The organism is Citrobacter sp. CK181 (assembly GCF_030333595.1).
Taxonomy (GTDB): Bacteria; Pseudomonadota; Gammaproteobacteria; order Enterobacterales; family Enterobacteriaceae; genus Citrobacter_B; species Citrobacter_B koseri.
Genome location: NZ_JAOWFN010000006.1, coordinates 581,221 through 603,927 on the forward strand (window position 1 = coordinate 581,221; position 22,707 = coordinate 603,927).

At 55.9% G+C, this 22,707-nt stretch carries 19 protein-coding genes and 2 pseudogenes; 9 read left to right on the forward strand and 12 right to left on the reverse strand.

Annotated elements, in window-relative coordinates; translation table 11 throughout:
* Positions 1 to 19: 19 nt before the first annotated feature.
* From OGW17_RS03220 to OGW17_RS03230, 3 genes are read left to right on the forward strand one after another with little or no spacing between them, the layout of a single operon-like run.
* Positions 20 to 700: a D-lyxose/D-mannose isomerase gene (locus OGW17_RS03220; RefSeq protein WP_071257244.1), complete on the forward strand. Its 681-nt coding sequence runs from the start codon at positions 20 to 22 to the stop codon at positions 698 to 700.
* Between the two features lie 14 nt (positions 701 to 714).
* A complete protein-coding gene (locus OGW17_RS03225) occupies positions 715 to 1,575 on the forward strand; it encodes a ketose 1,6-bisphosphate aldolase (protein ID WP_071257242.1) in 861 nt (286 codons plus the stop codon).
* Complete coding sequence (locus OGW17_RS03230) at positions 1,572 to 2,567, forward strand: carbohydrate kinase family protein (RefSeq protein WP_110494792.1); 996 nt, start codon at positions 1,572 to 1,574, stop codon at positions 2,565 to 2,567. Before OGW17_RS03225 ends, OGW17_RS03230 begins: the two co-directional genes overlap by 4 nt.
* An 85-nt stretch (positions 2,568 to 2,652) precedes the next feature.
* Here the strand turns inward: OGW17_RS03230 and OGW17_RS03235 are convergent, their stop codons facing one another.
* Positions 2,653 to 3,384, reverse strand: coding sequence for a response regulator transcription factor (locus tag OGW17_RS03235; RefSeq protein ID WP_012134571.1), 732 nt, complete (start codon positions 3,382 to 3,384; stop codon positions 2,653 to 2,655).
* Between the two features lie 289 nt (positions 3,385 to 3,673).
* Here OGW17_RS03235 and fdhF point away from each other — a divergent pair, with 289 nt between their 5' ends.
* Positions 3,674 to 5,821 carry a formate dehydrogenase subunit alpha gene (gene fdhF / locus OGW17_RS03240; protein WP_081353147.1) on the forward strand — a complete coding sequence of 716 codons (2,148 nt, stop codon included), beginning with the start codon at positions 3,674 to 3,676 and terminating at the stop codon, positions 5,819 to 5,821.
* A gap of 182 nt (positions 5,822 to 6,003) precedes the next feature.
* Entirely contained in the window at positions 6,004 to 6,693 is a 690-nt protein-coding gene (yjcO, locus tag OGW17_RS03245) for a Sel1 family TPR-like repeat protein YjcO (protein WP_012134575.1), read from the forward strand.
* 103 nt (positions 6,694 to 6,796) lie between these two features.
* Here yjcO and gltP read toward each other — a convergent pair whose 3' ends face one another.
* The 7 genes and pseudogenes from gltP to nrfA form a co-directional block, all read right to left on the reverse strand.
* Positions 6,797 to 8,110: a glutamate/aspartate:proton symporter GltP gene (gltP, locus tag OGW17_RS03250; RefSeq protein WP_024130825.1), complete on the reverse strand. Its 1,314-nt coding sequence runs from the start codon at positions 8,108 to 8,110 to the stop codon at positions 6,797 to 6,799.
* 346 nt (positions 8,111 to 8,456) lie between these two features.
* Positions 8,457 to 9,188 carry a heme lyase NrfEFG subunit NrfG gene (nrfG, locus tag OGW17_RS03255; RefSeq protein WP_081353146.1) on the reverse strand — a complete coding sequence of 244 codons (732 nt, stop codon included), beginning with the start codon at positions 9,186 to 9,188 and terminating at the stop codon, positions 8,457 to 8,459.
* A pseudogene (gene nrfF / locus OGW17_RS03260) lies at positions 9,185 to 11,399 on the reverse strand (heme lyase NrfEFG subunit NrfF). Before nrfF ends, nrfG begins: the two are co-directional and overlap by 4 nt.
* A gap of 18 nt (positions 11,400 to 11,417) precedes the next feature.
* Positions 11,418 to 12,374 carry a cytochrome c nitrite reductase subunit NrfD gene (gene nrfD, locus OGW17_RS03265; protein WP_012134581.1) on the reverse strand — a complete coding sequence of 319 codons (957 nt, stop codon included), beginning with the start codon at positions 12,372 to 12,374 and terminating at the stop codon, positions 11,418 to 11,420.
* Positions 12,371 to 13,042: a cytochrome c nitrite reductase Fe-S protein gene (gene nrfC, locus OGW17_RS03270; protein WP_012134582.1), complete on the reverse strand. Its 672-nt coding sequence runs from the start codon at positions 13,040 to 13,042 to the stop codon at positions 12,371 to 12,373. Before nrfC ends, nrfD begins: the two co-directional genes overlap by 4 nt.
* On the reverse strand, positions 13,039 to 13,605 hold the full coding sequence (nrfB, locus tag OGW17_RS03275; protein WP_071257227.1) for a cytochrome c nitrite reductase pentaheme subunit: 567 nt from the start codon (positions 13,603 to 13,605) through the stop codon (positions 13,039 to 13,041). Before nrfB ends, nrfC begins: the two co-directional genes overlap by 4 nt.
* Before the next feature lie 46 nt (positions 13,606 to 13,651).
* Positions 13,652 to 15,088, reverse strand: a complete 1,437-nt coding sequence (nrfA, locus tag OGW17_RS03280; RefSeq protein WP_012134584.1) for an ammonia-forming nitrite reductase cytochrome c552 subunit — start codon at positions 15,086 to 15,088, stop codon at positions 13,652 to 13,654.
* Between the two features lie 435 nt (positions 15,089 to 15,523).
* Here nrfA and acs point away from each other — a divergent pair, with 435 nt between their 5' ends.
* From acs to actP, 3 genes are all read left to right on the forward strand, one after another.
* A complete protein-coding gene (gene acs / locus OGW17_RS03285) occupies positions 15,524 to 17,482 on the forward strand; it encodes an acetate--CoA ligase (protein ID WP_012134587.1) in 1,959 nt (652 codons plus the stop codon).
* 136 nt (positions 17,483 to 17,618) lie between these two features.
* Entirely contained in the window at positions 17,619 to 17,933 is a 315-nt protein-coding gene (locus tag OGW17_RS03290) for a DUF485 domain-containing protein (RefSeq protein ID WP_071257223.1), read from the forward strand.
* Complete coding sequence (gene actP, locus OGW17_RS03295) at positions 17,930 to 19,579, forward strand: cation/acetate symporter ActP (protein ID WP_012134589.1); 1,650 nt, start codon at positions 17,930 to 17,932, stop codon at positions 19,577 to 19,579. Before OGW17_RS03290 ends, actP begins: the two co-directional genes overlap by 4 nt.
* Positions 19,580 to 19,618: 39 nt before the next feature.
* On the opposite strand, the gene OGW17_RS03300 is transcribed toward actP, so the two are convergent.
* Both OGW17_RS03300 and OGW17_RS03305 read right to left on the reverse strand, forming a co-directional pair.
* Positions 19,619 to 20,308, reverse strand: a complete 690-nt coding sequence (locus tag OGW17_RS03300) for an LrgB family protein (protein ID WP_012134590.1) — start codon at positions 20,306 to 20,308, stop codon at positions 19,619 to 19,621.
* Positions 20,301 to 20,711: a CidA/LrgA family protein gene (locus tag OGW17_RS03305; RefSeq protein WP_012134591.1), complete on the reverse strand. Its 411-nt coding sequence runs from the start codon at positions 20,709 to 20,711 to the stop codon at positions 20,301 to 20,303. The genes OGW17_RS03300 and OGW17_RS03305 overlap by 8 nt, the downstream gene beginning before the upstream one ends.
* Positions 20,712 to 20,814: 103 nt before the next feature.
* On the opposite strand from OGW17_RS03305, the gene OGW17_RS03310 reads away from it, so the two are divergent.
* Positions 20,815 to 21,702 (forward strand): LysR family transcriptional regulator, encoded by an 888-nt coding sequence (locus OGW17_RS03310; RefSeq protein ID WP_071257218.1) that lies wholly within the window; start codon positions 20,815 to 20,817, stop codon positions 21,700 to 21,702.
* A gap of 122 nt (positions 21,703 to 21,824) precedes the next feature.
* Here the strand turns inward: OGW17_RS03310 and OGW17_RS03315 are convergent, their stop codons facing one another.
* Together OGW17_RS03315 and OGW17_RS03320 are read right to left on the reverse strand one after the other, a co-directional pair.
* A complete protein-coding gene (locus tag OGW17_RS03315; protein WP_071257216.1) occupies positions 21,825 to 22,319 on the reverse strand; it encodes an REP-associated tyrosine transposase in 495 nt (164 codons plus the stop codon).
* A 199-nt stretch (positions 22,320 to 22,518) separates the two neighbouring features.
* Positions 22,519 to 22,650: pseudogene (locus OGW17_RS03320) on the reverse strand (hypothetical protein); the annotation flags it as partial.
* Between the last annotated feature and the right edge of the window lie 57 nt (positions 22,651 to 22,707).

A 22,707-nucleotide genomic window follows, 5' to 3' on the forward strand; every position in this document is an offset into this window, starting at 1 on the left:
AATAAGGAGAATTCTTTCAATGAAACGCTCCGAAATAAACGAAATTCTCGGCCACACGCGGCAATTCTTTTCCATGCATGACGTCCACCTGCCGCCTTTCGCCAGCTTTGCCCCATCGCAATGGCGTCAGCTTGATGCCGCCTGGAGCGAAATATTCGATCTCAGGCTCGGCTGGGATGTTACCGCGTTCGGCGGGACAGATTTTGCCGCTCAGGGACTGACGCTGTTTACCCTGCGCAACGGCTCGCCCAAAGGCATGCCTTATGAGAAATGCTACGCGGAAAAAATCATGCATGTGCGCGACGCGCAGGTTACGCCGATGCATTTCCACTGGCGCAAGCGTGAAGACATTATCAATCGCGGCGGCGGTAATTTAATCGTTGAGCTGTGGAACGCCGACTCCCGGGACCAGACCGACAATACCGACGTCACTATTGTGATAGACGGCTGTCGACAGACCCATGCGGCAGGCAGCCAGCTGCGCCTTTCGCCAGGAGAAAGCATTTGCCTGACGCCGGGCCTGTATCACAGCTTCTGGGCGGAAAAAGGGTTTGGCGACGTGCTGGTCGGCGAAGTTTCTTCCGTCAATGACGATGACCATGACAACCATTTTCTCCAGCCGATCGCCCGCTATAACGACATTGAAGAAGATGAACCGGCGCAACTGGTGTTGTGTAACGAGTACCGCCTGTTCTGCTGAACAAGGAGCACATTATGCCGTTGATTTCTCTTGCCGATGGACTCGACCATGCCCGCAAGCATCGCTATGCGCTGGGGGCGTTTAACGTTCTGGATTCCCATTTTTTACGCGCGCTGTTCGCCGCCGCCAGGCAGGAACGCTCGCCGTTTATCATTAACATTGCCGAAGTCCATTTTAAGTATGTTTCGCTGGACTCACTGGTCGAAGCGGTAAAATTCGAAGCCGCCCGACACGATATTCCGGTGGTGCTTAACCTCGACCACGGGCTGCATTTTGAATCCGTGGTGCGGGCGTTACGTCTGGGCTTCAGCTCGGTAATGTTTGATGGTTCCACGCTGGAGTATGAGGAAAACATCCGCCAGACCCGGGAAGTGGTGAAGATGTGCCACGCCGTTGGCGTGTCGGTAGAGGCGGAACTTGGCGCAGTTGGCGGCGATGAGGGCGGTGCGCTGTATGGTCATGCCGACGAATCGCTGTTTACCGATCCGCAACTGGCGCGCGATTTTGTTGACCGCACCGGTATTGATGCCCTGGCCGTCGCCATCGGCAACGCTCACGGCAAATATAAAGGCGAGCCCAAACTCGATTTCCCGCGTCTGGACGCCATTCGCCAACAAACGGCGCTGCCGCTGGTGCTGCACGGCGGTTCCGGCATCAGCAATGAGGATTTTCGTCGCGCCATTACGCTGGGCATTCACAAAATCAATTTCTACACCGGTATGTCGCAGGCTGCGCTGGCGGCGGTGGAATCACGGATGACTAACCGCCAGCCGCTGTATGATGAGTTCGCCGAACTGCTGCTGGGCATTGAAGAAGCGATTACCGATACGGTATCGGAACAGATGCGCATTTTTGGCAGCGCGGGGCAGATCTGATGGAACGTAAAGGCATTATCGCGGCGGGCAATATGCTGGTCGACCATGTGCACCAAATCGTACAGTGGCCGGAGCGCGGCTGGCTGGCGGAGATCACCCATAGCGAACGTTCGACGGGCGGCGCGCCGCTTAATGTCCTGCTGACGCTGGCAAAGATGCACACCGGACTGCCGTTGCAGGCTGTGGGATTAATCGGCCAGGACGCCGACGGAGACTACATTATGGCGATGCTGGAGCAGTATCACGTCAATCGCCAGCATGTCCAGCGCACCACGTTTGCCCCCACGTCGATGTCGCAGGTGATGACCGATCCCAGCGGGCAGCGCACCTTTTTCCACTCCCCCGGCGCTAACCGTCTGTTGGATCTGCCCGCGTTCGATGAGCTTGATGCCTCGATGAAGATTTTCCACCTGGGCTATCTGCTGCTGCTCGACAGTCTGGATATGCCGGATGATGACTACGGCACCCGCAGCGCACGGCTGATGGCGCAGATGCATGAGGAGGGCTTTGAGACTTCGCTGGATCTGGTGTCCCGCAAAGGCGATCCGCGCTATCAGCCGCTGGTTTTGCCCGCGCTACGCCATCTGGATTATCTGGTGATCAACGAGCTGGAGGCCGGGGAGTTCAGCGGTCTGGAGATCCGCCAGCCCAACGGCGAACCGCATATTCCGCACATCGCCGCAGCCGCCCGCGAATTGCTGGATGCAGGCGTCCGCCAGCGGGTGGTGATTCATTGCCCGGAAGGCGCCTGGGGCGAAACGCCGGATCAACCTGGCGTCTGGATACCATCGCAAAAGCTGGAGCAGAGGGAGATTGTCGGTAGCGTTGGCGCGGGAGATGCGTTCTGCGCCGGTTTTTTGTATGGCTGCCACGAAGCATGGCCGCTGGCCGAGAGCATTAAGCTGGCGCACGCCTGCGCGCGGGTCAGCCTGCTGTGCGCCAATGCGATTGATGGCGCGAAAACGCTTGAGGAGTTGCGAACGCTTTTGTAGCCAGTTTGCCTGATGGCGCTACGCTTATCAGGCCTACAGTAGGCCGGATAAGGCGTTTACGCCGCCATCCGGCAACTGCGCCTGATTACGCGGCTTTATCGTGGTGCTGCACATCGGCGGCAAAAACATACCCAAGGCCGCGCAGGGTTTTGATCAACGTCGGCTGATGCGGATTGATTTCAATTTTGCGGCGCAGACGCATAATCAACACGTCAATGGTGCGATCAAACACCTCAACGCTGTCGCTGTGCGTTAATTCCAGCAACTGCTCACGGCTGAGCACCCGACGGGCGTTTTGCGCCAGCGCCAGCAGCAAACTGTATTCCCCCTGGGTGAGATCCACCGCCTGCTGCTGCGGATTGTGCAACTGACAGCGCGCGGTATCCAGATGCCAGCCATTGAAAGAGAGGCCGGACGTCTGCACGCTTCCGCCTTCGGCGATCAGCACGCCAACCCGACGGAGTACAGCTTTCATTCGCGCCACCACCACGCGCGGGTTAAACGGTTTGCTGATGTAATCATCAGCGCCCATCTCCAGCCCGACCACCACATCCGACTCGCTCCCCAGCCCCGTGAGCATCACCACCGGCAGCGTAGGCCTGATCTTCTGTACCTGCTGCAACACCATCAAACCGTTCGTGTCGGGCAGCATCATATCCAGCAACACCAGCGCAATCTCCGGCTGGGTTTCGACGCACGCCAGCGCAGCCTGCCCGGTATGGCAGACCGTCACCGCAAAAACGTGCTCGTTCAGGACATCCTGCAACAATGCGCAGACCGCCGCGTCATCATCCACGACCAGTATGGCTGGTTTCATCACCCTTCCCCATTTCACATCCCCTACAGATGAGTGTGATTGATTCTGCCCGGAGTGACAGATATTGCGCAGCAGGAGATGCAGGAAACATAACCCTGGTCACACTGCCGGGCCGTCACCGCTTTTCCTGTTCGTCACGTCAAAACTGACGACAGCCTGTTTTTCGTCAGGGTTTTGACCAAATTTTACCCGTAATATCAGGGAAAGACCCCAATAAAAACATGGCATAAAAGATGCATAATGAGGCCGACAGCGCGTATGCGCGATTTGATTAACTGGAGCGAGACCGATGAAAAAAGTCGTCACGGTTTGCCCGTATTGCGCATCAGGTTGCAAAATCAACCTGGTAGTCGATAACGGCAAAATCGTCCGGGCAGAGGCGGCGCAGGGGAAAACCAATCAGGGTACTCTGTGTCTGAAGGGCTACTATGGCTGGGATTTTATTAACGATACCCAGATCCTGACCCCGCGCCTGAAAACCCCTATGATTCGTCGCCAGCGTGGCGGCAAACTGGAATCCGTTTCCTGGGATGAAGCGCTGAACTACGTCGCCGATCGCCTGAGCGCCATCAAAGCGAAGTATGGCCCGGACGCCATCCAGACGACCGGTTCGTCTCGCGGCACAGGTAACGAAACCAACTATGTAATGCAAAAATTCGCGCGCGCCGTTATTGGTACCAATAACGTTGACTGCTGCGCTCGCGTCTGACACGGCCCATCGGTTGCAGGTCTGCACCAGTCGGTCGGTAACGGCGCAATGAGTAATGCGATTAACGAAATTGATAACACCGATTTAGTGTTCATCTTCGGGTATAACCCGGCGGATTCTCACCCTATCGTGGCGAATCATGTGATTAACGCTAAACGCAACGGCGCGAAAATTATCGTCTGCGATCCGCGTAAAATTGAAACCGCGCGCATTGCCGACATCCACATCGCGTTGAGAAACGGCTCGAATATCGCGCTGCTCAACGCTATGGGTCATGTCATTATTGAAGAAAATCTGTACGACCAGGCGTTCGTCGCCTCCCGTACTGAAGGCTTTGAAGAGTACCGTAAGATTGTCGAAGGCTACACGCCGGAATCCGTTGAGGATATCACCGGCGTGAGCGCGCACGATATTCGCAAGGCGGCGCGTATGTACGCCGAAGCGAAAAGCGCCGCAATCCTGTGGGGCATGGGCGTGACCCAGTTCTATCAGGGCGTGGAAACCGTGCGTTCGCTGACCAGTCTCGCCATGCTGACCGGCAACCTCGGTAAGCCAAGCGTGGGCGTAAACCCGGTTCGCGGCCAGAACAACGTTCAGGGCGCATGCGACATGGGCGCGCTGCCGGATACCTATCCGGGCTATCAGTACGTGAAAGACCCGGCTAACCGCGAAAAATTCGCCAAAGCCTGGGGCGTGGAAAGCCTGCCAGCGCATACCGGCTATCGCATCAGCGAACTGCCACACCGTGCTGCGCATGGCGAAGTTCGCGCGGCGTACATTATGGGTGAAGATCCGCTGCAAACCGATGCGGAACTCTCTGCGGTGCGCAAAGGGTTTGAAGACCTGGAACTGGTCATCGTGCAGGACATCTTTATGACCAAAACCGCGTCGGCGGCGGATGTTATTTTACCGTCTACGTCGTGGGGCGAGCATGAAGGGGTGTTTACCGCTGCTGACCGTGGTTTCCAGCGCTTCTTTAAAGCCGTTGAACCGAAGTGGGATCTGAAAACGGACTGGCAAATCATCAGTGAAATCGCCACCCGTATGGGCTACCCGATGCACTACAACAACACCCAAGAGATCTGGGATGAGTTGCGTCATCTGTGCCCGGATTTTTACGGGGCGACTTACGAGAAGATGGGCGAACTGGGCTTCATTCAGTGGCCTTGCCGCGACACGTCGGATGCCGATCAGGGGACGTCTTATCTCTTCAAAGAGAAATTCGACACCCCGAACGGTCTGGCGCAGTTCTTCACCTGCGACTGGGTCGCGCCGATCGACAAACTCACCGAAGAGTACCCGATGGTGCTGTCTACGGTGCGTGAAGTCGGCCACTACTCGTGTCGCTCGATGACAGGGAACTGTGCCGCGCTGGCGGCGCTGGCGGATGAGCCTGGCTATGCGCAAATCAACACGGCCGACGCCGTGCGTCTGGGCATTGAAGATGAAGCGCTGGTCTGGGTTCATTCACGTAAAGGCAAAATTATCACCCGTGCGCAGGTCAGCGATCGTCCGAACAAAGGGGCGATTTACATGACCTACCAGTGGTGGATTGGCGCCTGTAACGAGCTGGTGACGGAGAACTTAAGCCCGATTACCAAAACGCCGGAGTACAAGTACTGCGCCGTGCGCGTCGAGCCGATCGCCGATCAGCGCGCCGCCGAGCAGTATGTGATTGATGAATACAGCAAGTTGAAAACCCGTCTGCGCGAAAGCGCAATGGGGTAATCTGCCGAATGGCGGCATGAGAATGCCTTATCCGGCCTACGACCTGTTTCCACTGTCGGCCTGATAAGATGCGTGAGCATCGCCATCAGACATTTTCCTTGCAACAGCCTCCGCCGGAGGCTGTTTTTTTATCCATACGATCTCTTTATACTGTCTACTCCGTACCCTAAATAAAACTCAAAATGAAACCACTTCTTGCATTGATGTTCTTAATGACATTCTTTGCCCATGCCACCGATACTGAGCCTGGCAGCCAGTATCTGAAGGCGGCGGAGGGCGGAGACCGACGCGCACAGTATTTCCTTGCCGATACCTGGTTCAGTTCCGGCGATCTCAGCAAGGCCGAATACTGGGCGCAAAAAGCCGCAGACAACGGTGATGCGGATGCCTGCGCATTGCTGGCGCAAATCAAAATCACCAACCCCGTCAGTCTGGATTATCCGCAGGCTAAAACGCTGGCCGAAAAGGCGGCACAAGCGGGCAGCAAAGCCGGAGAAATCACTCTGGCGCGCATTCTGGTCAACACCCAGGCGGGGACGCCTGACTATCCAAAAGCCATTTCACTGTTGCAAAACGCCTCAGAAAACCTGGAGAGCGATTCTGCCGCCGATGCGCAGATGCTGCTCGGGCTGATTTATGCCAACGGCGTGGGCATTCCTGCCGATGACGATAAGGCGACCTGGTATTTCAAACGCAGTTCCGCCATTTCCCGTACCGGCTACTCCGAATACTGGGCCGGAATGTTGTTCTTAAACGGCGAACAGGGCTTTATTGAGAAGAATAAACAGAAGGCGCTGCACTGGTTGAATCTGAGCTGTACGGAAGGGTTTGATACCGGCTGCGAAGAGTTTGATAAGTTAACCAACGGGTGAATGTAATATTGCCGGATGGCGGCGCAAGCGCCTTATCCGGCCTACAGACCACAGCTTCCCGTAGGCCGGATAAGCGTAGCGCCATCCGGCAATCTGTCATGAATTACTGATTCGCGGTCTTATCAAATTTGCCCAATACTTCGCGCTCATACGCCAGCGCTTTCTTACGGTCAAACTTGTGTTCCCACTTGGCGATAACCAGCACCGCCAGCGCATTACCCACCACGTTCAGCGCAGTACGCGCCATATCGAGGATACGGTCAACACCGGCGATAAACGCCAGCCCTTCCAGCGGAATGCCCACGCTACCCAGCGTCGCCAGCAGCACCACGAAGGAAACGCCCGGCACGCCCGCAATCCCTTTCGAGGTGACCATCAGCGTCAGCACCAGTATGATTTCCTGCCACAGCGACAGGTCGATACCGTACAGCTGCGCGATAAAGATCGCCGCAATACTCTGGTACAGCGTTGAGCCATCAAGGTTGAAGGAGTACCCGGTCGGCACCACAAAGCTGGTGATCGACGCCGGAGCGCCATAGGCCTCCATCTTCTCGATAATGCGCGGCAGCACGCTCTCAGAGCTGGCCGTGGAGTAAGCCAGAATCAGTTCATCTTTCAGGATACGAATCAGAATCCAGACGCTCAGACCGCACAGACGCGCCACGATGCCCAACACCACCAGCGCGAAGAACAGAATCGCGAAGTGTACCAGCAGCACCAGTTTCGCCAGCGGCCACAGCGACGCAAAACCAAAGTTCGCCACGGTCACGGCGATCAGCGCAAACACCCCGACCGGCGCGTAACGCATCACCATGTGGGTCACTTTAAACATGGTTTCTGAGATGGAGCGGAACACGGTGACCAGCGGTTCACGGTGAGTCGCAGGCAGGGAAGACAGACCCAGGCCAAACAGCACCGAGAAGAAGATAATCGGCAGCATGTCGCCCTTCGCCATCGACGCGACAATATTGGTCGGAACCAGTGACAAAATCGTGCCCATCAAACCGTGCGCATGGCTTTGTACTTCTGCCGTCGTGCTTTGGTATTTCGAAATATCCACGGTCGCCAGTTGCGACATATCAATCCCGGAACCGGGTTGAAACACGTTCGCCAGTGTAATACCGAGGATAATGGCGACGGTCGTGATCACTTCGAAATAGATAATGGTTTTGGCACCGATACGTCCTAACTGTTTCGCATCGCCGACACCGGCAATACCGACAATCAGGGTGGAAATAACAATCGGAACGACGATCATTTTGATCAGATGGATAAAGATATCACCCGCCGGTGACAGCAGGTTGGCAACCAGCCATTCGCGGCTGTCGCTGTGATAATGCAGATAACTGCCCAGAAGAATACCCAGCACCATGGCCAGCAAAATCTGCCAGGCCAGGCTGATTTTCAAGTTTTTCATAACAACAGACTTCCTCAATGAAGCGCCGTTCTGCATTCAAAAAAGGATGAGAACAGTACATACTGAAAGGGTATGAATTGTGTTGCGTTCGTTTGTGGAGTTTTTTAACGCGCATAATCAGTACCATTTGCATGGCATACTGCGCAACCCTTTCAGAACAGGGCATCTAACTGATTTTATGCATAATAACGCGAGTTTATCGCGATCATCATGAATAACTATTTGTTATGGAAAGATTTTTATTTCCTCAAAAACGAATAATACCTTTCTGGAATTATTTTAACGCCACCGTTCATTCGCTTACTTTTTAAACAGCAAAAACGACACAAATCACAAAAAAACAAAATTATTTCTGACGATTCTGCAACAACTTCGCCATATTAATAGCGTCAATGAGTTGCACGCGATTAACCCTTGGCGAGTTCAAATCCAGTAATTTTTGCCAGAATGCGATGGCCTGCACATAATCAGCCTGCATAAACGCATCAGCGGCCAGCAGCATTAACGCGGTGACTTCCGAAGCATCAAGCGCCAGCGCTTTATCGATCATTTCACGCGTTTCCGGCGTCATATGCTGCCCGGACTGGTAATAGCGCACCGTCGCCAGCGCCGAATAGAGCTCCGCGTTCTCTCCCCGCAGGCGCAGCGCCTGCTGATACGCCAGCAGAGCATTGTCATAGGCATTACGCCAGAGGTAGTACTCGCCCAGCGTCGCCCACTGCGCGCTGTCCTGTGGGTTTGCGCGAATCGCCGCCTGCAACGTCAGTAACTGCTTTTCCGCCGTCGGTTCATCGGTAAACGCCCGCAGCGGATCGGCCAGACGCTGCTGCTCCTGGCGAACGGCCTGCCATTTTGACGACGCCAGATAGCCGCCGACGCAAGCCATCACCATGACGATCGCAACGGCCAGCAGCGCTTTCACCGGCAGCGGGCGCGACGGCGCGTCCGAAGCCACAGGCTCCGCCAAATCATGATGCAATTCCTGTTGTAGCTGCGCCGTGTCCTGACCCGCCAGCGCCTGCTGCGCCTGGCGCTGGCTGTGACGCAGCAGCAGTACGCTCACCTGATGCAGACTCATTCACGCCCCTCCTCTTTACGCTGACGCGCTATCACTCGCCACAGCGCCACGCCCACCAGCAGCAACAGCAGGAAAGGCAGCGCCCATAGCAGCAACGTTTGCCCGGTTAGCGCCGGGTTGTAGAGGACGAACTCACCGTAGCGTTCGGTCATCCAGGCGGTGATTTCCTCTTCGCTTTTACCTTCCGCCACCATGGTATAGACCTGATGGCGCATACTGACCGCTACCGGCGCGTTGGATTCCAGCAAGTTTTGATTCTGGCACTGCGGGCAGCGCAGCTGGCTGGCAATAAATAGTGATTTTTCCTGCTGTTGCGCGTTTTCAAAGCGCCAGGTGTCCACAACCTGGGCATGCGCTGCAAAGGTGATGAAAAACAAAATGATAGCCAAGAGTAAACCTATTCTGCCGGATGGCGCTGCGCTTATCTGGCCTACAATGTGTTGCGCACCCCGTACGCCGCCATCCGGCAACGCGTTGATTAATTTACTCATCACGCTTCCTCCCACGCCAGCCGCTGAGCGCCGCGCCTGCAATCATCAACAGCCCTCCGCCCCAGATCCAGCGTACGCCGGTCTGGACATACAGGCGCATGGCATAGCGATCCTGCCCGGTTTTTTCGCCCATCACCGCATACCAGTCATGCAGCAGATTCCAGCGAATCCCCGGCTCCATCATCTGCTGACGGCGCGCCGCGTAAAAACGCCGCTCTGGCGTGACGCGCCCGATGTGCCGTTTATCCTGCTCAATGGCGATCTGCGCTTTCTCAGTGGTGTAATTGCCTTTCGCCTCCAGATCGAGACGTTCAAAACGAAACGTGTAGCCTGCCAGTTCCACCTGCTCTCCGGGGCGCAGATTAAGGCTGATTTCGTGCCGACTGCCGCTGGAGAAAATAATCCCGGCGGCGACAACCAATACGCCGGTGTGCGCCAGTAGCGCCGGAAGCTGACAACGCACAGACACTTTCCGGCTTCTGATTGTCGCCAGTACGATAACTAACAGCATCAGCAGCCCAAACGGCAGCGTGGCGCGATTAAAATAGGGCGCGCCGACGGAGAGTCGCCCCCAGCCGAACAGGCCGTAAATCATCGGATAGAGCGTCCCGATAAGCACAATCAGCAGCACGGCGCTAAAAAGCAGCAGCGCGGCCAGAATCATCATCTCACGCGACCAACTGCCAAAACGCGCATTCTGGCGGACTTGCTGGCCTCGCCACGCGTACAACCCGAGCGAGGCCAGGCTCAGGAGCGTAAACAGCGCGAACAGCGGCACCGCACGCACGTTGTCCAGCGCAAAGGCATGGACAGAGACCAGAATGCCGGAGCGCACAATCAGCGTGCCCAGCAGGGATAAAATCAGCGTCAGAATCGCCAGCAGCAAAGACCAGTGGCGAAAGATGCCGCGCCGGCGGGAAACGAACAGGCTATGCAGTAGCGCGCTGGCGGAAAGCCAGGGTAATAAAGAAGCGTTTTCCACCGGGTCCCAGAACCACCAGCCGCCCCAGCCCAGTTCGCAGTACGCCCACCACGACCCGAGAATGATGCCCAGCGTCAGCGCGCACCAGCCGGGGAGCGCCCAGCGCCAGCAGACCCAGGCGGTGGCCGCGCTAAAGCCGCCGCGCAGCAATGACGCCAGCGCAACGCCCGCTGCGACCATCAGGCCGCCATAGCCCAGATAAAGCAGCGGTGGATGGAGAATCAGCCCCAGGTGTTGCAGCATCGGATTGAGATCGCGCCCCTCAATCGCGGGCGGAAAGATACGCACAAACGGGTCCGACCAGACCACGACAAACAGCAGCAGCAGGGCGGTCATCATCGACAGAATACAGAGCGTTAGCGGAAAGAGCGCATCGCGCTCGCCTTTGCAACGCCAGGCGAACAGCGCGCTCCAGCCGGAAAGGAACAGCACCCACAACAGCAGCGATCCTTCATGACCGCCCCACACCGCCGCCAGTTTTAATCCCCACGGCAGCAGGCTGTAGCTATGCTGTGCAACGTAGACAACCGAAAAATCGCTGGTAAGAAAACAGAAAACCAGAATAGCGAACGCCAGTAATAACAGCGCGAATTGCGCCAGGACGCCGATTATCGCCAGACGTCTGATGCCCTGCCAGCGCTGGCGCAACCCCACCAGCGTGGCAAGTGGGGTCAACACGTTGACCCCAAGACTCAGCAGTAATGCCAGAAAACCGGCTTCAGGAAGGAATACGTCCAGAGATCACCCTGCCTAAGCTCACGCGACCGTTAGCTGTCCCGCATAAAGAATGAAAAAGCGCAGCAGCAGGACACCGGTCAGGCTGGCGCCGCATACCGCCAGCACGCCGTGAAACGTCGAACCACGATTCGCCCAGGGCTTCAGCAGCATTGGCACAATCAGCCCCAGCCCCGCGACGCCAAGCCAGAACCACCATGTCCAGAATCCGCCGCCCAGCGCCGCAGTCAGCGCGCGCATTTTACCGTCATCGCCCAACGCCAGCCCAACGAAGAACGCCGCCAGCAGGAAGATTTCCAGCCAGACGACCGGCGTTTCCATGCGATGCACAAAATGCGCTTCAGTGCTGTGCGGATTGCTGCGATGACGCAAGGCCATCGCAATCAGCGCCACCGCCGCCCCGGAAGAGATCCCCGAGAACAGGAACAGCACCGGCAGGATCGGATTATTAAGGAACGGATAGGACTTCAGCGCCGACAGCAGGAAGCCGGTATACGCCCCCAGCAGTACCGCCAGCACCAGCATTACCGTCTCAAGCAGGCGATGGAACGGCGTCAGCAACGTCAACGCTTTTTGCACCATCCCCAGACGCGGCAACCAGCGCTGTTGCAGGGCAAGCACCTCTTTTTCAAAGATTTTCGCCAGCCACAGAACCAGCACCACCATATAGAGCTGGAACAGCATGACGCCCATCGACATCACCGACGTGAAGCTGTAGTGGAACATCAGTTTCCAGAAGGTCCACGGACGCGTCAGGTGAAAGATCAGGATCAGCAGACCAAGAATAATTGCCCCCGGCCCCACCACCAGCGTCGTACGCAGCAGCGTGCTGTCCGCCCCGCCCGCTTCCGGGTGAATGCGGCGCAGCAAAATAGCCAGCGTCACTAACCCGGCAGAAATACCAATCAGAAACAGATAGATGGCGATGGGCCAGTCCCACACCAGCGATTCAAAATGGAAAGCAGAAGCGTGCGTCATTGGCTCACCTCCCCAAATTTAAAGGGAACGCGGTAGACCTTCGGTTTCGTACCCAGCGCCAGCTTGTAGCGGTAGGTGGTTTTCTGCCGCAGCAGACGAGAGATGTCGCTGTTGGGATCGTCCAGGTTGCCAAACGTCAGCGCCTTTGTCGGGCAGGACTCGACGCAGGCGGGCAACTTACCCGCTTTCAGGTTGGTTTTCCGGCAGAAATCGCACTTATCCGCCGTCTTGCTGACCGGATGGATAAAGCGTACGCGGTAAGGACACGCCGCAATGCAATACTGGCAGCCGACGCACAGATCCGGGTTCACATCAACGATACCGCTGGCGGCATCGCGGAATGAGGCCCCGGTCGGGCAAACGTCAACGCAGGGCGCATGGTCGCAGTGCTGGCACGAATGACGGAAGAATTGATACTTCACGTCAGGAAACGTCCCCTGCGGCTCGCTGCGGATAATCGTCAGACGCGACACACCCTCCGGCACCTGGTTCACTTCCCGACAGGCATCCATACAGGCGGTACAGCCGATGCATAATGACTCATCATGCACCATGCCGTAACGCACGCCGTTGATATTCAACGTTTTCGCCACCACGCGTCCTGCTGTTCCGCTGACCGCCACCAGCGCGCCGACGCGGGTGATAAACTGGCGACGAGAGCAACTCATGGATGCTCCTTAAGCAAGGGAACGGACGCCGGGTTAAAGTGCGGATTGGTGCGCTGATCGCTGTGGCAATCGACGCAAATCTTAATCCGTCCTTTCTCATTGAGCGTCTGCATCGTATCTTGCTGTGGATGCAGCGAGTGACAGCTGGCGCACGCCACTTTGGTCACATGGACATCATGCGGCCAGAACGCTTTTTGCAGCTGCTCAGGCAGGTGGCAGGACATACAGACGCTGTTCTGCTGCTCTACCGTATACATCGGGTCGTTAAAGCGCATCACATCTTTCACCCCTTCGCGGTGTTTAGGCGATGGCTGACCGTGACAGTTGGTGCACGTAACCGGCAGCTTGTTGTTCGGGTTAACGACAGAAGCGTGCTTACCGTGCATACCCTCGGTATCCGGCTTGTGGCAATCCAGACAAGCAGCATCTGGATTACGCTGCTGGGTGACCGTCCAGCGTTGCTCTGAGCCCTGCGGCGTTGGGGTAGCGGTTATCCCACACAGGCTCCAGAACAGACCTGACGCCAGCACCCCAGCAGTTAATAACGAACGTAATACGCTCATATTCACTCCGTTGAGTTATCCGCCTCTTACGAGGCGGAATGTGGGGTTATTGGCTTAACAGACCGTTTTTACGCGCCTGATCTTCCCATTGCGGAATCACCGTCTTGATGAAGTCCTGCTTCTCGGCGTTGATTTGCTGCATGTTCAAACCAATCGCTTTCTGGGCTTTCTCTTTGGTGGAGATATCCGGCAGCGGGATTTCATGAGTGATGCCTTTACTGCCCAGCAGACGCACCAGTTTGGTACGGGCATCCGCCGCTTTATCCATCGCGCCGCCCAGCATACGCAGACCTTCATCCGGGGCATGCATATGGATGCCGTGCGAGGCAATCGCCAGATCCCAGCGCCACTGCGCATGACGGATATCGTCCAGAATCGGTTTCATTTCCGCTTCTGTCGCGCCCGCATCCCACGCGGCTTTCGCTTCGAAATGCGCGTGTACTAACTGATCTTCAACCTTGATTTTCAGGTCATGAATCGCCTGTTTACGCTCAGCAACCACTTTTTGCAGGGAGGCTTTATCCTGGGTGTGGCAGTTGGCGCAGGTCTGGGCGAAGTTATCAAACGGGTTGCCAATCTTATGGTCGGTGTAGAGTTTGCCTTCGGCGTTTTGCACTTTCGGCATGTGACAATCAATACAGGTCACGTTGTTCTTGCCGTGAATGCCCACGCTCCAGGTTTCATATTCCGGGTGCTGCGCTTTCAGCATTGGCGTTTTCGACAGCGGGTTTGTCCAGTCAGAGAAGGCGATGGCGTCGTAATATTTCTCCATATCCTCGACTTTTGTTCCCTCATCCCACGGGAATTTGACGGCTTTGTTTTTACCGTCAAAGTAGTACTCCACATGGCACTGCCCGCACACCATAGATTGCTGGTCAAAACGACTGGCTTTATCAAACGGTTTGCCGATGGTTTCCATCGCGCGCTCGGCATAAGGACGGGAGAGCGTTAACGCCGGTTTGCCTTTGGCGAAATCGTCTGAGGCGGTGTTATGGCAGTCGGCGCAGCCCAGGGCATTGACGATTTCCGGGCCGCCGCGCGCCCATTTACCGTGGAAGTAGCCGTCTTCGCCATCTTTCTGGATCAGACGCGCCACATCCGGGCTTTTACAGCTCCAGCAGGCCATCGGCAATGGGCCATCTTCGGCATTTTTCGGTGCGCCGGTACGCAGGGTTTCACGCACATCGGTAACCGCATAAGCGTGCCCGCGCGGCTTATTGTAGTCACGCGAGAAGGGGTATCCCGCCCACAGGATCACCAGACGTGGGTCTTCTGCCAGCGCATCTTCACGCGTTGACTGTTCTGACGTCGCTTTCCATGAGAGATATTGATCGGGATGCTGAGGGGCGAAGGTTTCATTCTTCGCTTCAACGGTGACGGTCTTTGCGGGAACGGACGTTTGTTCAGCGTATACAGAGGAAATGAAAAAAAACGGTAATATCAGGCTGAAGAAACGGCGTGCGCGTAATATTGTCCTTGCCATAGAGGTCTCATCCAGATTGCGCCATTGCCTTCAATGGCGGTTCTTTATTTTGTTTTTCCACAACAGCAACCGCACGAATACTGTCATGACATTGCTCCCCTCTATGTGTAACAAAAAACCACATTAAAAATGTTGTCTTTAATCAATTGTAAGTGCATGTAAAATACCACTTTAGAGTTATACCACCCTCCTTAAACCTACTCCTTTCGTTAGCATTCGACGCGGATCACTTTTTCAACAACTCGCCTGTAACTGCATGTTATCGCGGGTATTAATCCATTTTTGCGAGATTCCTTCAAAAATCACTTTGCCGTTTATTTGCACAGTTCCGTTATTGCGTGATCTGCCGCGCAAATACTAAACAAAACTGCCAAAGCCCCTACATTTAACTTTTGTGAGACATATTATTAACATCTTACAAGGAGAACAAAAGCCATGAGCCAAATACATAAACACGCTATTCCCGCAAACATTGCGGATCGTTGTCTGATAAACCCGGAGCAGTATGAGGCGAAATATCAACAATCTATTAACGAGCCAGATACCTTTTGGGGTGAACAGGGAAAGATTCTCGACTGGATTACACCGTATAAAAAAGTGAAGAACACCTCCTTTGCGCCCGGCAACGTGTCGATTAAATGGTATGAAGATGGCACGCTGAACCTGGCGGCAAACTGCCTTGACCGCCATCTGCAAGAAAACGGCGACCGTACCGCCATCATCTGGGAAGGCGATGACGCCACCCAGAGCAAACACATTTCATATCGCGAATTGCATCGCGATGTTTGTCGTTTCGCCAATACGCTGCTGGAGCTGGGCATTAAGAAAGGCGACGTCGTGGCTATTTATATGCCGATGGTGCCGGAGGCGGCGGTGGCGATGCTGGCCTGCGCGCGCATTGGCGCGGTGCATTCGGTGATCTTCGGCGGCTTCTCGCCGGAAGCGGTTGCCGGGCGAATCATCGACTCCAGCTCACGTCTGGTGATCACCGCCGATGAAGGTGTGCGTGCCGGACGCGGCATCCCGCTGAAAAAGAACGTCGATGATGCGCTGAAAAACCCGAATGTGAACAGCGTTGAACATGTGGTGGTTTTAAAACGTACTGGCGGGAAAGTCGACTGGCATGAAGGCCGCGATCTGTGGTGGAGCGACGTGATTGAGAAATCCAGCGCTGACCATCAGCCGGAAGAGATGAATGCGGAAGACCCACTGTTTATCCTCTACACCTCCGGTTCAACCGGCAAGCCAAAAGGCGTGCTGCATACCACCGGCGGCTATCTGGTCTATGCCGCCACCACCTTTAAGTATGTCTTTGACTATCACCCGGACGATATCTACTGGTGCACCGCAGACGTAGGTTGGGTGACCGGGCACAGCTACCTGCTGTATGGGCCGCTGGCCTGCGGCGCAACCACCCTGATGTTTGAAGGCGTGCCAAACTGGCCGACGCCAGCGCGGATGGCGCAGGTGGTGGATAAGCACCAGGTTACTATTCTCTACACCGCCCCAACCGCTATTCGCGCTCTGATGGCGGAAGGCGATAAGGCGATTGAAGGCACCGATCGCTCTTCGCTGCGCATCCTCGGTTCCGTCGGCGAACCAATCAACCCGGAAGCGTGGGAATGGTACTGGAAGAAGATCGGTAACGAAAAATGCCCGGTAGTGGACACCTGGTGGCAGACCGAAACCGGTGGATTCATGATCACGCCGCTGCCCGGCGCGACTGAACTGAAAGCCGGTTCCGCCACGCGTCCGTTCTTTGGCGTACAGCCCGCGCTGGTGGATAACGAAGGCCACCCGCAGGAAGGGGCGACCGAAGGCAATCTGGTGATTACCGACTCCTGGCCGGGTCAGGCGCGTACCCTGTTCGGCGATCACGAGCGTTTTGAGCAGACCTACTTCTCTACCTTCAAAAACATGTATTTCAGCGGCGACGGCGCGCGTCGTGATGAAGATGGTTACTACTGGATCACCGGGCGCGTCGATGACGTACTGAACGTTTCCGGCCATCGTCTGGGCACGGCGGAGATTGAATCCGCGCTGGTGTCGCATCCGAAGATTGCCGAAGCCGCGGTGGTCGGTATTCCGCACAACATCAAAGGCCAGGCCATCTACGCCTATGTCACGCTGAATCACGGCGAAGATCCGTCGCCGGAGCTGTATACCGAAGTACGCAACTGGGTACGTAAAGAAATTGGCCCGCTGGCAACACCGGACGTGCTGCACTGGACAGACTCACTGCCGAAAACGCGTTCCGGCAAAATCATGCGCCGTATTTTGCGCAAAATCGCAGCGGGCGATACCAGCAATCTGGGCGATACCTCAACTCTCGCCGATCCTGGCGTGGTCGAGAAACTGCTCGAAGAGAAGCAGGCCATCGCAATGCCTTCATAACCCTAACCGTGAAATGCCCGATGGCGCGCTGCTTATCGGGCCTACAGGTTCAACATCGCTTGTAGGCCCGATAAGGCTTCAGCCGCCATCCGGCAAAATAAAAAAATCCCCCTACCTTATCTCTGGAGACTCTGTGATGAATGACAATATTTATCAACGGATAGAAGACAGTGCGCGTTTCAGGGAGTTAGTCGAAAAACGGCAACGGTTTGCCACCATCCTGTCGGTCATCATGCTGGCGGTTTATATCAGCTTTATTTTACTGATCGCCTTCGCGCCGGGCTGGCTGGGCACCCCGCTACACGCCGGCACCAATGTCACCCGGGGTATTCCAATTGGGGTGGGCGTCATTCTGATCTCCTTCATCCTGACCGGTATTTACATCTGGCGGGCGAATGGTGAATTCGACCGTCTTAACAAAGCCGTACTGCACGAGGTTAAAGCATCATGAAGAGAGTCCTGACGGCGCTTGCCGCCACACTACCCTTCGCTGCAAACGCAGCGGATGCCATTAGCGGTGCAGTAGAACGCCAGCCAACCAACTGGCAGGCAATCGTCATGTTCCTGATTTTCGTGGTGTTTACGCTCGGCATCACCTACTGGGCCTCTAAACGCGTTCGTTCACGCAGCGACTATTACACGGCAGGCGGGAATATTACCGGCTTCCAGAATGGGCTGGCGATCGCCGGCGACTATATGTCCGCCGCGTCGTTCCTCGGGATTTCCGCTCTGGTGTTCACCTCCGGCTACGACGGGCTGATCTACTCCCTTGGCTTCCTGGTGGGCTGGCCTATCATTCTGTTCCTGATCGCCGAGCGCTTGCGTAACCTGGGTCGCTATACCTTTGCCGACGTCGCCTCTTACCGACTGAAACAGGGGCCGATCCGCATTCTGTCTGCCTGTGGTTCGCTGGTGGTCGTGGCGCTTTACCTCATCGCCCAGATGGTGGGGGCAGGTAAACTGATCGAGCTGTTGTTCGGTCTGAACTACCACATTGCGGTGGTGCTGGTGGGCGTTCTGATGATGATGTACGTCCTGTTCGGCGGCATGCTGGCAACGACATGGGTACAGATTATCAAAGCCGTACTGCTGCTGTTCGGCGCCAGCTTTATGGCGTTCATGGTCATGAAGCACGTCGGCTTTAGCTTCAACAACCTGTTCACCGAAGCGATGGCGGTACACCCGAAAGGTTCAGCCATTATGAGCCCGGGTGGTCTGGTCAACGACCCGATCTCCGCGCTGTCATTAGGCCTGGGGCTGATGTTCGGTACGGCAGGCTTACCGCACATTCTGATGCGTTTCTTTACCGTCAGCGATGCCCGCGAAGCGCGTAAGAGCGTGTTCTACGCCACTGGCTTTATGGGTTATTTCTACATCCTGACCTTCATTATCGGCTTTGGCGCGATCATGCTGGTCGGCGCGAACCCGGAGTATAAAGATGCCGCAGGCGCGTTAATCGGCGGCAACAACATGGCGGCGGTTCATCTGGCGAACGCGGTAGGCGGCAACCTGTTCCTCGGCTTTATCTCTGCGGTAGCCTTCGCAACGATCCTGGCGGTCGTGGCCGGTCTGACGCTGGCAGGCGCATCGGCGGTATCTCACGACCTGTACGCGAACGTGTTTCGTAAAGGCGCGACCGAACGCGAAGAATTGCGGGTATCGAAAATTACCGTACTGGTGCTGGGCGTGATTGCCATCATTCTGGGTGTGCTGTTTGAAAACCAGAATATCGCCTTCATGGTCGGCCTGGCGTTTGCCATCGCGGCGAGCTGCAACTTCCCAATCATCCTGCTCTCCATGTACTGGTCGAAGCTGACCACGCGCGGCGCGATGATGGGCGGCTGGTTAGGTCTGGTGACGGCTGTCGTGCTGATGGTTCTCGGCCCAACGATTTGGGTGCAAATCCTCGGCCACGAAAAAGCCATCTTCCCGTATGAGTATCCGGCGCTGTTCTCCATCAGCGTTGCCTTTATTGGGATCTGGTTCTTCTCCGCTACCGATAATTCTGCGGAAGGTAATCGCGAACGTGAGCAGTTCCGCGCCCAGTTCATCCGTTCCCAGACCGGGTACGGCGTTGAGCAAGGCCGCGCGCATTAATTCAGCGCACTCCTCCGGCCTACGGGTCGGAGGACAACATCAGAACATCACTTTTGCGACCAGCGGCGCCGCCAGCACCATCATCACACCGGACAGCATCATCACCAGACTGGCGACGACGCCCTCCTGCTGACCCAGTTCATACGAACGCGCCGTACCGGCCCCATGTGATGCCGCGCCAAACCCGGCCCCTTTCGCCATTCCTTCACGAATAGACAGGCGCAAAAACAGCGCATCGCCAACCGCCATCCCGAACACGCCGGTCACCACCACAAAGAGCGCCACTAAATCCGGCTGACCGCCCAGCGGCTCTGCCGCCGCCAGCGCAAATGGCGTGGTGACGGAACGCACGGCCAGGCTGCGCTGAATCTCATCCGGCAGCGTAAACAGGCGCGCCAGCCAGACGGAACTGGTAACCGCCACCACGGTTGCCGTTACCACGCCCGCCGTCAGCGACATCCAGTGGCGTTTAATGATGGCGAGATTATCGTAAACCGGAACGGCAAACGCGATGGTCGCCGGACCTAACAACCACAGCAGCCAGTGCGATTCGCCAATGTAGTTCTGCCAGGAGATATGGCCGAACACCAGTATCAATACCAACAGCGCGGGCGTGAGCACCAGCGGCATCAACGGCAGCTTACGAAAGCGACGGTACAGCCGCTTATTGACGAAATAGATCCCCAGCGTGATGACCAGGCACAGTACGCTTAGCTGAAAATTACTCACGGTTTACCCTGCTCATCTCATAGCGGTACACGTTATCCACCACCCATGCGGTTGCGCCAAGCACCATCAGCGTGCTGATCGCAATCACGGCGAAGATGCGCCAGCCGTCCATCAACAGCAGTTGCGCATAGTTAACGACCGCTACTACGGCGGGGACAAAGAACAACAGCATCTCCGCCAACAGCCAGCGTGCGCCCGCACGAACCCAGTTAAGCGGGATCACCCGACAGACAATCAGCGCCAGCATCAGCGCCATCCCAACCAGATTGGCGGGAAGCGGCAGATGTAGCCATGAAACAAGATATTGAGCAAAAACAAATAAACCTGCATACAGCAGTACCTGAACCGGTATCTGGAGTCGTTGCATAACAGCAGGCGTAACGCGGCTTATCGCCACAGCCATGAGGGAATGTCCTGAAAAATAAAACGGAACGCCAGTATAGAGAGCGCCCGTCCGCTACTGAAATGAATTAAACTCATTGCAGGCATAGTCTTAAGGAATAATCATGGATATCAGAACGCTGCGTTATTTTGTCGAGGTGGTGCGCCAGCAGAGTTTCACCCGCGCAGCGGAGAAGTTATTTGTCACTCAGCCCACCATCAGCAAGATGCTGAAGAATCTGGAAGATGAGCTTAATTGCACGCTGCTGATCCGCGATGGGCGACGTCTGCTGCTGACGGATACCGGGCGCGTGGTGTTCGAGCGCGGCCTGGCGATCCTTGCTGAATTTCGCCAGTTGGAAGCGGAGCTGGGCGATATTAACCATCTCAATAAAGGGCTGCTGCGGCTTGGCATCCCGCCGATGGTCGGCATGCTGATGGCCGGGCCGATTAGCCTGTTTCGCCAGCGTTATCCGGGTGTGGAACTGAAGATTGCAGAATTTGGCGGTTTGACGGTACAGCAGGCGGTAATGAACGGCGAGCTGGATGTGGCGATGACCGCGCTGCCGGTGGAGGAAGAGAGCGGACTGACGACCTTGTCGCTGTTCAGCCACCCGCTATGCGTGCTGGTGCCGCGTTCCGGTAAGTGGATGGCGTGCGAGTCGATTTCCCCCGAAGCGCTGGCGGAGCATCCTCTGCTTATCTACAACGAAGATTTTGCGTTGAATCGCCAGTTGATGCGGCTTTTTAAGCAGCATGATGTGAAGCCGCGTATTGCGGTACGCAGCGGTCAGTGGGATTTCCTGGCCGCTATGGTACAGGCCGGCGTCGGAATTGCGATTTTGCCGGAACCGATTTGCCAACGGCTGGATAAACAAACCCTGCGCTGGCTCCCGCTGGAGAGTGATTTACGCTGGCAGTTGGGCATGATCTGGCGCGAAGGCGTTTATTTGTCCCACAGCGCCAGGGCGTGGTTGACGTGTTGTGAAGGGTTCTGGTTAACGCAGGAATAATACCTCGCTCGCCGGATGGCGGCGCAAGCGCCTTATCCGGCCTACGGGAGTGCATTTTGTAGGCCCGCCACCGGGCAATTTCCACCCCTGTAGGCCCGGTAAGCAAAGCGCCACCGGGCAATTTAATCACCGCGTTCACCAACATTAAGCCCGGTAATCTCTCCCGCCCAATCCGCAGGGTATATCCCGTGGCGAACATCGCGATGAAATGTTGAAAAGGGCCAATCCTTTACCTGTTTAACCCAGGCATGTTTAACCGGATTGATATAACTATAATCAACATGCTGGCGATAATCGTATTCATCCCGAATCGTGTGTTCCCAGAATCGAGGTTGCCAGACCTGACGCAAACCCAGCGATTTAGAGAAATGTTTTTTTATTTCGCGCCAGCGAGAGGAGAAATCGTGCTCGTTTTCAGGGAGGGTCCATACACAATGCATATGTTCGGGTAATACAACCCAGGCGTTGATATGAAAAGGTTTACGCCGTTTAACGCTGGCGATGGCATGACGAAGCGCATGGATATGGGACGTAAGAAGACCGCTTTTACGATCCTGAAGATTAACGGTGAAAAACCACGTTCCACCATTAATGTAATAACGACGATAGTTGGACATGTTGGCTCCTTTTCTCCGAGCGTAGAGGGAAAAGGAGAAAGCCAACAATGAGCAGAGGTAAATTCAGGAAAACGGCTCGCAAAATTGTTGCGCCGCCAGGCAATATCGCCCCCTGTAGGCCCGGCCAGCAAAGCGCCACCGGGCAATTTCCACCCCCTGTAGGCCCGGTAAGCGAAGCGCCACCGGGCGATACGGGTGCTTACTGATTTTCGATCAACAATGCTTCCAGCAAATCCAGGTCATGCAGCAGTTTTTGCAGGGTTTCGTTACTGATCTCACGCGTCGCGCGCAGGTGGTACAACTCTGCATTTCTCCGAGCGTAGAGGGAAAAGGAGAAAGCCAACAATGAGCAGAGGTAAATTCAGGAAAACGGCTCGCAAAATTGTTG